Source organism: Mucilaginibacter sp. A5337 (assembly GCF_059690695.1).
In genome coordinates this window covers 24,377-36,659 of record NZ_JCAWEC010000003.1, presented here as the reverse complement: position 1 = coordinate 36,659, position 12,283 = coordinate 24,377, and the positions used below count along the sequence as shown (strand labels likewise).

At 43.4% G+C, this 12,283-nt stretch carries 10 protein-coding genes; 4 read left to right on the top strand and 6 right to left on the bottom strand.

The window, feature by feature from the left end:
- The first annotated feature begins 34 nt into the window (after positions 1-34).
- On the top strand, positions 35-865 hold the full coding sequence (locus AC59JO_RS10015) for an outer membrane beta-barrel protein (RefSeq protein WP_413666087.1): 831 nt from the start codon (positions 35-37) through the stop codon (positions 863-865).
- A 206-nt stretch (positions 866-1,071) separates the two neighbouring features.
- The gene (locus AC59JO_RS10010) at positions 1,072-2,070 is read left to right on the top strand and encodes an ABC transporter ATP-binding protein (protein ID WP_497305092.1); all 999 of its coding nucleotides are present in this window, start codon (positions 1,072-1,074) and stop codon (positions 2,068-2,070) included.
- A 406-nt stretch (positions 2,071-2,476) separates the two neighbouring features.
- Here the strand turns inward: AC59JO_RS10010 and AC59JO_RS10005 are convergent, their stop codons facing one another.
- On the bottom strand, positions 2,477-2,788 hold the full coding sequence (locus AC59JO_RS10005; protein ID WP_413666085.1) for a hypothetical protein: 312 nt from the start codon (positions 2,786-2,788) through the stop codon (positions 2,477-2,479).
- A gap of 255 nt (positions 2,789-3,043) precedes the next feature.
- Between AC59JO_RS10005 and AC59JO_RS10000 the strand changes: the two genes are divergently transcribed.
- Together AC59JO_RS10000 and AC59JO_RS09995 are read left to right on the top strand one after the other, a co-directional pair.
- Positions 3,044-4,141: a sensor histidine kinase gene (locus AC59JO_RS10000; protein ID WP_497305090.1), complete on the top strand. Its 1,098-nt coding sequence runs from the start codon at positions 3,044-3,046 to the stop codon at positions 4,139-4,141.
- Complete coding sequence (locus AC59JO_RS09995) at positions 4,138-4,875, top strand: LytR/AlgR family response regulator transcription factor (RefSeq protein WP_497305088.1); 738 nt, start codon at positions 4,138-4,140, stop codon at positions 4,873-4,875. The genes AC59JO_RS10000 and AC59JO_RS09995 overlap by 4 nt, the downstream gene beginning before the upstream one ends.
- Before the next feature lie 12 nt (positions 4,876-4,887).
- On the opposite strand, the gene AC59JO_RS09990 is transcribed toward AC59JO_RS09995, so the two are convergent.
- The 5 genes from AC59JO_RS09990 to AC59JO_RS09970 form a co-directional block, all read right to left on the bottom strand.
- On the bottom strand, positions 4,888-5,205 hold the full coding sequence (locus AC59JO_RS09990) for a hypothetical protein (protein WP_497305086.1): 318 nt from the start codon (positions 5,203-5,205) through the stop codon (positions 4,888-4,890).
- Positions 5,206-5,576: 371 nt separating this feature from the next.
- The gene (locus tag AC59JO_RS09985; RefSeq protein WP_497305084.1) at positions 5,577-6,419 is read right to left on the bottom strand and encodes an oxidoreductase; all 843 of its coding nucleotides are present in this window, start codon (positions 6,417-6,419) and stop codon (positions 5,577-5,579) included.
- Between the two features lie 592 nt (positions 6,420-7,011).
- The gene (locus AC59JO_RS09980) at positions 7,012-9,006 is read right to left on the bottom strand and encodes a M1 family metallopeptidase (RefSeq protein WP_413666080.1); all 1,995 of its coding nucleotides are present in this window, start codon (positions 9,004-9,006) and stop codon (positions 7,012-7,014) included.
- A gap of 313 nt (positions 9,007-9,319) precedes the next feature.
- A complete protein-coding gene (locus AC59JO_RS09975; RefSeq protein ID WP_112572923.1) occupies positions 9,320-9,670 on the bottom strand; it encodes a Spx/MgsR family RNA polymerase-binding regulatory protein in 351 nt (116 codons plus the stop codon).
- 133 nt (positions 9,671-9,803) lie between these two features.
- The gene (locus AC59JO_RS09970) at positions 9,804-12,275 is read right to left on the bottom strand and encodes a TonB-dependent receptor domain-containing protein (protein ID WP_497305081.1); all 2,472 of its coding nucleotides are present in this window, start codon (positions 12,273-12,275) and stop codon (positions 9,804-9,806) included.
- Between the last annotated feature and the right edge of the window lie 8 nt (positions 12,276-12,283).

The following is a 12,283-nucleotide window of genomic DNA, read 5'->3' as shown; positions in this document are numbered from 1 at the left end:
TATTTTAGCGAACGATAGATATATACCACAACATATGAAACGCCTTATTTTTACCATCACAATATGCCTTGCCGCGAGCTTTGCTTTTGCTCAAAGCACACCTGCCGATTCTGCACAAAACACATCTGATACTACCACACATAAAAAGCATGTTAAAGTAAAACTTGGCTTTGGGGATGATGTAACGCAGGTTAATATTAATAATGATGAGCCCGATACCACCTATCACGCACATAAAGCACCTGGCTTTTCATTTGGGGTAACCTTTTCAAGGATCGACCTTGGTTTTGCTACGCTGATTGACAACGGCAGCTTTACTTTATCCGACAAAAACAAATTTTTAAGCTACCGCCAGTGGAAAACAAGCAATTTTGGTTTTGATGTGCTGCAATTTGGCTATCGCTTTAACAGCGCTTTCAAAATCTATGTATCCGGCGGTTTCGACTGGACACACATCCGCCTGCGTAATGATATCACCATTCAGCGTAATGCGCCGGTATTAACCTACGTTCAGGATAGCATCCATTTCAGCAAAAACCGTTTTTCATCAACTTACCTGCGTATCCCGCTATCGTTTTATTACCGCAGCCATGAAGATGACCGGGGGAACTATTTCAGGTTAGTTGCAGGTCCGGAGATTGGCATCTTGCTTAATGGCCGCGTAAAACAGATCAGTGAGGAAAACGGCAAACAGAAATTTAACGACGATTATCATTTTGCCAAACTGCGTAAAGGCGTGTTTGTACGCATGGGTTACGGCATCATGGGCCTTTATGCCAAGTATTACTTCAACGATATGTTTGAGAACAGCCCGGATCAAAAAGGCTTGAGAAACTTCTCGTTCGGGTTGACTTTTGGCTTCTGACCGTTGATTTATTTGATTGCGTTGATTTCGCTGATTCTGTCCTCATTTGTAGTGATTAAATAGATTTAAGCTACGATGATTTTGAGCAATCAAAACCCGCACGATAAAAACGTCAACGAAATCAGCGGAATCAAGAAAGGAATCAACGGTAAAAAATCAACGCAATCAACGTAATCATAAGCATCAACGGTTTATCTTTGCCCCTGATGTCAGAGATTCCTTTTTTGCAGGCGGTTGCCGTAAGTAAAATATATCCGGGAAAGCAGCAGGCCGGCGTAAAAAAAACCGGACTGATTATTGAGCCCAGTAAAATCACGGCCATTATCGGCGAAAGCGGTAGCGGTAAAAGTACTTTACTAAGATTGCTATATGGGCTGCTTTCGCCCGATGAAGGTACTGTTTACTTTAAAGGCGAACGCATTTGGGGTCCCGAAGAAAAGCTGATCCCCGGTCATGATGCCATGAAAATGGTGACACAGCATACTGACGATCTTAACCTTTTTGCCAAAGTCTGGGATAACGTAGCAGCTATGCTCCCCGCAACCGACCTCAAAGCCAAACAGGAGAAAACCGAAAGGGTGCTTAAACAGCTCAACATGTTTGCCATGGCCGATAAGCGGGTGGCCGACCTGAGCGGAGGGGAAAAACAGCGGGTAGCCATTGCCCGAGCCATCGTTACTCATCCCGAGGTGCTCCTACTCGATGAGCCTTTTAACCAGGTAGACACATCCTTCAGGGAAGGCTTACAGCACGATATCAGGCAAATAGTTAAAGAAACGGGATTAACCGTGATTATGGTATCCCACGACCCTGCCGAAGTACTTTCCATGGCCGATGAGCTCATCGTACTTAATAAAGGCGAAGTAGTAGAGCACGGGACACCTAAATCATTATACCAACACCCTAAATTTCTTTATACCGCACAGCTTTTGAGCAACTGCAATGTACTTACTGCTCATGAAGCCCACCTTTGCGGTATTGAAATTTCAAAGGAATATGCTGTTATTTACCCAGAGCAGATCAAAATAAAGCTGATAGCCGCGGTAAAAAACTGGGTTGTTAAGCAGGTATTGTTTAAAGGTTTTTATGAGGATCTGATCCTTGAGCATGGCGGTATTATTCTCCGGGTTTTAAGTGAAGAGACCGGGAAATATGTTGAAGGGGATTTTGTGGCGGTAAGGGTGGAGAAGTATCTGGAGTATTAAAAAATTAGTTACCAAACTTCCAATTAAGGGTAGCAATAGGATTTAGTTGTACATAACATCATCGGCCCGCTCAATTGCCGCGGGAGGGCTGTTACTTTTGTCTTGACACAAAAGTAACCCAAAAATCAAGTCAGCAGGGAGGCTTCTTTGCGCTCAGTGCCTTTGCCCTGCAAACCGGGCAGAACCACGGGCTGCAATTATTTTGCCCTGCTGCGCACGCTCTTGGCCCCGCTTCTGCAAAAACTTGCTATGCCCTTTCCTCCACACAAAGGCCACCATTGTTCTGCCCGCTTTCGCCCGAAGCTTACCTGCTGACGGGGACAGAAAAAGAATTTCCTACAAAAAATAAACCGGCACCATACCTCGCGTTGGCAACCGGTTTCTTAAACGTATATTTAAAAAAATCTTAATTCCTTAAATTAAGGCTCAGCATTACGAGGTTCTTATTTTCGATATAAGCTGTACGCTCATTCAGCCTGTCCAGTATCTGGTCAAGGGCCAGACGGGTCTTTTTCTTTTGGATATTGAGTTTGCTGTAAACTGTTTCTTCGTAAATAAGCTTATTGCTATCGTTATAAAATTTAACGGTTTGCACGCGGGGTAAATTAACGTTGTGTTCAACTACCCAAAATCCGTGTACATCTGTTGTTTTATTCTGGGCCTGCACTGCAGCTGCTGCAAATGCCAGGATGCAAATTGTGATAATTAACTTTTTCATGGCCTTATTTTTAAATTATAAACTAAACTTAAGGCATTATAAAATCCGGCAAAAACAACGTAGGCGCATTACCGGCCAGGTATGATAAACTGTATTTTTATGCGACGAATGCACATTTATCACACAAAATGTACTGAAGCTCGTCCCTTTCATGCAGTTCGTCATCAATTGACTGCAGTTTGTCGCAATTCATTTAAAAAACCGCTCAATTAAACTGTTTTGCAGTAAATTAGCTATATGAATAATGGTTTTGATATGATACTTAATAATATCAAACTGCCGCGCTTTTGGCAGCATGTGATATTTTGGGTAATAGTGTCATTTTTTATCACCACGCTTTATTCATTGCAAACCAATTTTTGGGTCTCCTTTCGCAATAACCTTTTGTACATGCCCATACAAATTGCTTATTACTATGCTATTGCCTATTGGTTGGTACCCAAATACGTTTTTGAAAAACGATATATAATGTTTTTCCTGATGCTGATACCGCTTGTTTTTGCGTGCATGTTTATCAGCCGCGCCATCGGGATTACTTTTGTTGCGCCCTACCTGATCAGGGTAATGCGCGTAACCGATGCAGGCTATATAGCCTCTACCCACCGCCCTTTTCTTGAGCAATTGCTGGATGGACAAAGCCTTGTAAACTCGTTTAAAGGAACCAACCTGTTCACGGGTTTTGTTTTGGCCATAAAGCTTTTTAAAATGTGGTATGAACGTAAGCAGGCAGCTCTTGAGGCCGAGCTCAATGCGCTGAAAGCCCAGGTACATCCGCATTTTTTATTTAATACGCTTAATAACCTTTACTCGTTGAGCCTCAACAATTCTCCAAAATCGCCGCAGGCTATTATTGGCCTGTCGGACCTATTGCGGTATATGCTTTATGAATGCTCAGATAACGAAGTGCCTTTGGAAAAAGAGGTGTTTATGATGCAGCAGTATGTAAAGCTGGAAAAACTCCGCTATGAAGAGCGCATCGATATCAACTTTAACATCACAGGTAATTTGAAAGAAAAAACCATAGCACCGCTCCTGATTTTACCTTTTATTGAAAACGCTTTTAAACATGGCACCAGCGAACAGGTAGGCGCTGCCTGGATCAATATTGATATCAGCCTTACACTCAATCATTTTAAACTAAAAGTAGCCAACAGCAAGCCCGAGCAAGTTATCGATAGTAGCGACACGCCAGGGCATATCGGGTTAAAAAACGTGACTAAAAGGCTTAACCTGCTTTACCCTCACAGCTCACGCCTGAAGATCGTGAACGAAGAAGATACTTTTTTTGTTGTACTTGATCTCGACCTGAAAACTGTAAAGCAAACCGCAACCCCACAAATGGTAACCGCATGAAAATCCGCACGCTTATAGTTGACGATGAGCCGCACGCCATTGAGGTACTGAAAAATTACCTTGAGCGTTTCAGCGAGATGGAGGTTACCGCAACCTGTACCGATGGCATCCAGGCTTTCAGATTGTTGCAACAAAAACCTATCGACCTGATGTTTCTTGATATCCAGATGCCGGGAATAAAGGGTACCGATCTGTTAAAAAGTCTCAAGAATCCGCCTAAGGTAATTTTCACTACAGCCCATAGTGAATATGCGCTTGATGGTTTTGAGCTGAACGCGGTTGATTACCTGTTGAAGCCGATCTCTTTCGAACGTTTTTTGCGGGCTGTTGATAAGATCTACCAATTGAACGAGCATAAAGGCAAACCTGTTATTACCCACGAAGAGCCTGTAAGCGATGCGCACACATTCATCTATCTGAAGGTAGACCGCAAAACCATCAAGGTGAATATTAACGATATTTTATGGATAGAAAGCCTGCGCGATTACGTGAAGGTAGTGGCTGTTAATAACCAGGTCCATATCACCAGGCAAAAGATCAGCCTGCTGGAAGAAATGCTTCCCGAGAGCCGTTTTGTACGCATTCACCGGTCATTTATAGTAGCGCTCAACAAAATAGATTCTTTCTATGCCTATAGTATGGATGTCGCAGGGCATGAGTTGCCTATAGGCCGTAATTATAAGCAGGATGTGCAAAAAAAATTAAAGAATGAGCGGTTGCAGATAGGTGGATAAATTAGTACCATCTTAATCAACAGGCTTGAAACCGGCAAACATATCACCAGCCTCCTTTAATGTATTCAACGGCACATAATCGCATACTTCAGCATATTCGCCCCACATTTGCTGCACTGCTTTATTATGATGGGCATTTGCGATAGCTTCGGCATTCAACCATTCAAAAACTTCAATGATGGTGCCGTCGGCAGCTTCCATGATGATGGATTCACGATCGGTTACCAGCCCTTCTTGTTTCAGACGGGGTAAATGCGTTTTCATCAATTGTTTTAGTGCTTCCTCCTTGCCTGGTTTTGGTTTATAGGCAACAATTACAATCTGTCCCATAGGTTTCAGTTTATTGTAAATGCAATTTACGAAAAAACTGCGGGGCTTTTAAATAGAGATCCTTTCTAATGTACAATCGAAAAAAATGTCATTTCGACCGTAGGGAGAAATCTTGTACAACATATAAAGCGGATTTGCATAGCGCCCGTGCCTGGCGTATAAGATTTCTCTTTCGCCCTCATGCACATTCCGCCCCAGTTCAATCGAAATGACAAATTTCAGAAAGTAAATCATGCAGGTTTAAGCGTCTGACGCTTGAACCTTTTTTAAATGGAGCGTCCACGCTCCCGGTTATTAACTTAATAAATTAAGCGTGGACGCTTACCAATGTATGGGTTCAAGCGCAGACGCTTAAACCTACAAATTCAATGTCATTCCCCTTCCGGAAAATCAGCACCTACGGTAGTCGCTTCCCATGTGTCAAAATCCTTCTGTAGTTCCTGTAGTTTGTTGCGGGCGCCTCTCAATGCGGCTTTGCCTAATAACAAACGTAACGGTGGGTTTTCGGCTTCAACTGCGTCAACAATAGCTTTGGCAGCACGTTCCGGGTCGCCGGGCTGTTTGCCGCTATAGCCGCGGATGTTGTTTTTGTTGGTGCCTGCAGTTTCTTTATAATCGTCGATAACAATCTTACTGTTATTAGCCGAACGGCCTGCCCAATCGGTACGGAAACCACTTGGTGCAATAACCGTAACTCTAATACCAAGATGTTTGGTTTCTTTAGATAACGCTTCAGAATAGCCATCCACAGCAAATTTTGTTGCATTGTAAAAACCAACTGCCGGAAAAGCAACCAGTCCGCCGATAGATGCTATGTTAACTACATGCCCGCTTTTCTGCTTACGCATAATTGGCAAAACAGCCTTGGTCATATTGGCAAGGCCAAAGAAGTTGATCTCGAACATGCGGCGTACTTCATCCTCCTCGCTCTCTTCAATAGCACCGAAATAGCCAATACCTGCGTTGTTCACCAATACATCAATAGTGCCAAACTTTTGTGTAATAGTTTCAACCGCAGCTTTGATTTCTTCAGGCTTTGTTACATCAAGTTTAAGTGCAACAGCCGTTTCGGGGTAACCTTCAACAATGTCTTTTACATCATCTGTATTGCGCGCTGCAACACCGGCTTTATAGCCCAATTGCAAAACAAGCTTTGCCAGCTCCCTGCCGAAGCCGGTTGAGCAACCGGTTATTAACCACACTTTGTTTTTCATGATAGTTTGTGTTTGATCATGTAAAATAACGAAGTCGTATCTAATTGTTTGTCAGTTGAACTTCATTGTTACAAAGACCTCGCCCCAACCTTCTCCAAAGGAGAGGGCTTTAACTCCGTTGGTGTTGTCACCAACAGCAGCGAGAAGAGGATTTTCTAATCCTCTTCCACAAATAGTAAACATGTCATTGCGAGGAGCGAAATGGGAATGAGCTCTGGGGGCGACGAGGCAATCGCATGCTATACAGAGCGGCCCTGCCTCCGTGCGATTGCTTCGTGCCTCAGCAATGACATGTTTTTTTGCAATCGACTTTCATTTTCCATCAACAGCAACAAAACTAAAAACGGCGATGAGCTAACACTCACCACCGTTTCTCTGCCGCTGTTGGTGTTGTCACCAACAGCTTTACACACCGCTTTTGAAGTTAAGTTTCCGGCGCTATAAATACATCTGGGATCAAAAGAGTTGTTGGTGACAACACCAACAACGGCGATGGGCGGCTACACTTAAGTCTGAGAAAAACAAAAAAGCGACAAGTTTTTCTCTTGTCGCTTTTAAAAGTCTCCCCTTTAGGGGAGATTTAGAGGGCCGCTTATTTCTTCCAAACGTTATTGTCTTGGTTGTAATCAGGCAATACTTTGTCCGGATCATAAGTAACTGATTCAATTTCTTCCGTCGACGGATATTTGAATGTCCATGAAGCGTAACGCTCCCAAATATCAACAGGGAGTTTCATTCGTTCAACTTTACCGCTTTTGGTTTTGATCTCCAGGATAACCGGCATCGCCATTTTACCCAGGTTATCCAAAGTGATCAATGAACCTTTGGTTGGATCGTTATCAACATATTTTACATCGCTTACAGCAACGTCCAAACGCCAGTCGTTCAGGAACCAGCCTCTCCAAAACCATTGCAGGTTTTCGCCGGCTGCATTTTCGATGGTACGGAAAAAGTCATCGGGAGTTGGGTGTTTAAATGCCCAGCGGTTAATATATGTTTTAAATGCGAAATCAAAACGCTCAGGGCCTAAGATCTGCTCACGCAGTAATACTAAACCGGCACTTGGTTTAGAGTAAAGCAAAGTACCTGTATTTCTTTCTTTCAGGTTGGCCGGCTGGCTCATGATAGGCTCAAGATCGGGCCTGGTAAAGAAAGCGCCGGTAGCGTGCATGTCCTGAACGCGGGTGTTTTTGTATTCGCCATTGTTAAAGTTAGCTGTAGACAGCGTGTTGATGAACGTGTTGAACCCTTCATCCATCCAACCGTACATACGCTCGTTTGAACCAACTATCATCGGGAACCAGGTGTGACCAAACTCGTGGTCGTTTACACCCCAAAGGCTTGCCTTTTTTGCTTTAGCTCCGCAAAATACGATACCAGGATATTCCATACCTCCCACAATACCGGCAACGGCAGTAGCAGCAGGATAAGGGTATTCGAACCATTTTGATGAGTTGTACTCAATTGATTTTTTAACGTACTCGGTTGAGCGGCCCCATGCATCATTGCCATCACTTTCAACCGGGTAGGCAGATATTGCAGTTGATTTTTTACCGCTTGGCAAATCCATTTTGGCAGCATCAACAATGAATGCTGCTGATGAAGCCCATGAAGCATCGCGGGCATTCTTGATCTTAAAATGCCAGGTCAACTGTGCTTTACCAGCCGGGCGCGATTTTGGATCGGTAACCTCATCAGCCGAGCGGATGATGACAGTGCTTTCGCTTTTTTCGGCAGCAGCCCAACGTTTCAATTGCTCAGGGGTATATACTTCCTGCGGGTTCAATAATTCACCGGATGCTACTACGATATGGTTTGCCGGAGCGGTGATGCTCAGGTCAAAATCACCATATTCCAGGTAAAACTCTCCCGGACCGCTGTATGGGAGCGTGTTCCAGCCCATTACATCATCGTACACACATACGCGTGGATACCATTGTGCAATGGTATAAACTTTACCGTTTTTAGTTTGCAAATACCCCATGCGGTCTGATCCATAATTTGGCGACACAAATGAATATTCAATTTTCAGTTTAGCCTGACCGCCATTAGCCGCAATTTCCTTCGGAAGGAAAACCTGCATCCTGGTATCGGTAATCAGGAATTTAACATCAACATATTCGCCTTTCAGGCCGGCAACCTTTACCGATTTAATTTTATAACCGGCGTCAAATGCTTCGCCCCTGCCCCAGTTACGGCTGCCCGCAGGCGGAACAATGGCTGTACCTCTTGAATCAAGCTTAAATAAGTTCTGATCCAACTGCATCCACATAAAGCCCAATGTTTGCGGACTGTTATTGGTATACGTTAAAACTTCCGACCCGGTAATTTCATTGGTTTGATCGTTCAGTTTGGCAGCCAATTGATAGTCGGCGCGATTTTGCCAGTATTTATATCCTGGTTCGCCGCTTGCCGCGCGAAATTCGGTGCCGTTTTTAGTGTAAAACCCAGGACCAAAAGTTTCGTGATAATCATAAACAGATCCGGCGGGAGTGGTAGTGGTGGTAGGTGCTGGCTGCTGGGCGTAACTTACGCTTGCGGCCAACATTAAGGCAAGGCTGCAACCTGCCGTCAGTTTTAGTTTCATGTTCAGTCAAATAAATTGCGTAAAGGAACAAGTATACTACAAATTAGGCAGATGCAAAAGATTGGTAAAACGATTGTTACCGATTTATTAAATAATTAAATGCATGCTTAAAGCCTATATATCAGGTGGATTTGGATGAGGATTAATATGTATTAGTTGTTGGTGACAACGATTGGATGGGTTAACCGAGATTATTAATTGGATGGCGTAGAGTTGTTGGTGACAACACCAACAACGGCGAGAGACGAAACCCGGATGAGTTTGAAGTAACTAAAACTAACGAAGCCTTTCGGCTTCGTTAGTCCTGCTATCCCTACTTCCCCAAAAAATGATCGGCATAAACCTTTTCATCAAAGCCGAAGAAAAGGAAACCATTATCCTCAATAACCGGACGTTTGATCATGCTGGTTTTTTGCTGTAATAATTGCAGTGCATCGGTGTTGGTTTTGATGCTTTCTTTAACTGCCGGATCAAGCTGCTTCCAGGTGAGGCCTTGTTTGTTCATGAATTTTTCGTAGCCTGCTTTGGTATCCCATTCCTGTAGCTTTTCGGTGCTTACTCCCAGTTTTTTGAAATCCTGAAAATCATAAGCTACTTTATTTTCTTTAAGCCAGTCGAGGGCTTTTTTTACTGTATTGCAATTGGTTATTCCGTAAACTTTCATGTGGTAAATTTACGGATTTCGAAATTTCTTAAAGAGGTGTGATTGCCTCCAATCCGTCTCTTTTTACAATAGCTCGATACAAAACACAAAGAGGCGCAATTACGCGCCTCTCTTCATAAAAATACTTTAACAATTAACCGTTGCCGCCACCATTACTTTTGCCGCCGCCTTTGGTATCATCGTTATTAATGCCGCGCTGGTTCTTTTTAATATCGCCGTTCAGCTTGCCAAACTTAAAGTTTAACCTCACAGCAAAATTCCTGTAGCGGTTGTGATACAACGATTCCTGGTCAAAATCAACAGTATGCGTGGTTGATCTGAAAGTGCGATATTGGCTATATGGATTGTTGGCTACTGCCGAAATGGTTAGCTTTTTATTCAGGAACTCTTTAGAGAGCACATAGGAGTTAAAAATAAAGTTGCTCGATTTACCCTGTAATGTAACATCACCACTAAAGAAACCTGCATCAAGCCCTAAACGGTAGCCCCCATCAAACTTGTAACCGATATTGGCAAAAGCATTGCCGGTGTAACCGTCGTTTTTATAAAACTGACCATTATAAGTTCCCTTTAACCAGATGTGCGAAATTTGCCCATTGATATTAACCGTAAACTTTTTAGTGATTGAGTAATTGGTATTAAGGTTTAAGCCAAGAGAACGGTTACTGCCCAAATTTTGATAAGTAGTAAAGGTAACCGTATCAATATGATCGCCCATGTTGTTTTGAATCAAACTGGTCACATTCTGGATAGCGTTGTTGGAGAACGCATAGCTCAAGCCGACATTAATTGATCCTTTTGAGAAATTACTGTAGTTCAGCTCAAAAGTATTGTTCAGCTCCGGTTTCAGATCGGGGTTACCGGTACTGATGAATTTAGGGTTCGATTTATCAATAAAAGGGTTTAACTGGTAAATGCCCGGCCTTTGGATACGCTGGGTAAAGCCCAAACTGATGCTGCTGCTTTTCAGTGAACGCTGGATAGATATCGAAGGAATAAAATTGTTATAATTTTTATCAAGCGGCGTACCCGTAAACACCGCATTTACCTGTGTATGCTCTAAACGCAAACCCGCCTTGCCTGTCCATTTATCAAACTTTAACTGGTACGAGTTATAAGCACTGTACACATCCTGGTGGTAATCAAATGCACCGGTTTGACCCGTATTTACGTTATATACCGAGCTGGTTGAATCTTTATCTTCGCGCCTGTAATCGCTGAAATTGTTACGAAGAATTACTTTACCGCCCGCCTCAATACTGATCTTTTTTAATGGATAAGCATAATCTAACTGAAAGGTATGCTCGCGGTTACCTGCATTATTATACTGCCTGAAATCGGGCTGAAGGGCATTGTAATAATTAACCCTGTCCGAAAACTGGTTGTCGGTAAAATTTTTGCTCGGCCCATAGCTGTATTTATAAGATAAGGTCAGCAATTCATCTTTATGACCTTTAAAACCTAACTGATAATTGATAGATGCGTCCAATCCCTGATCGTGGTTGTAACCATTGCTCAACAGGTTATAACCCTGGGTCAGGTCCCCGGCAGCATTCGTCTGGGCCGATCGTTGTGAGCCGTCCTGGTCAAATTCGCCATGGAAAAACTCGAATGAACCAGTAAGCAGGTTCAGTGTATCAATCTCATAGCTCAGTTCTGCATTGGCATAACGATACTTGCCGCCAAATGAATTATTGCCTGTTTGCAGAATGTTTGACTCAGGATCAAAAAAGGTTTGTTTGGTGGTTGATGTATTGGTATTTCGCTTTTGATTACCAAAACCCGCATAACCCGAAACTCCAAACTTACCCTGCTTGGCGGTCATGTTCAGGTTATAGCCCGGGCCCCAAACAGTATTATAGCGCATATTAACACTGCCGTTATAGCCCTGATCGGCGTTCTTCTTAGTGATAATGTTAATTATACCGGCCAAACCCTCAGCATCGTATTTTGCAGGCGGCGTAGTGATCACCTCAATTTTTTCAATATTGGTAGCAGGCATTGCCTTCAGTACATCCGACGGGTTTTTGGCCATCAACGCCGATTCTTTTCCGTTGATCAGGATCTTGTATTTGCCACTGCCTTTTAACTTGATGTTATCATCACCATCTACAGCCAAAAGCGGTACCTTGCGCATCATATCCAATGCAGAAACAGCTTTGCTTTCAGGGTCGGCGGTAACATCGTAACTGAGGCGGTCAACCTCCTGTTTCATCACCGGTTTTACAGCAGTAATGGTTACTTCGTTCAATTGTTTGCTTGATGCTGCCACCAGGATGCGCCCGGCATCAAACGTTTTACCAGTCATTTTTACCGGGAGTACTTTGGTTGCGTATCCAACAGAAGCCACCACCAATTGATAGATTTTTCCTTCGGGTGCTTTCAGCTCAAAGCTGCCATCATCTTTGGCGAGGGTGCTTTTTACCGGTTTTTTGGTAGCGGCATCCTGCAGTGCGACAGTACCATACCCCAATGGCTTGTTGGTTGCAGAGTCGATCACGGTGCCCTTAACAGTTATATTTTGAACAGGAACCGGCGCTGCGGCCTGGGCCATAGCCATCCCCGTGACAAAACAGCAGATCACTGTTAGTAAAAATTGTTTCATAATTGCGA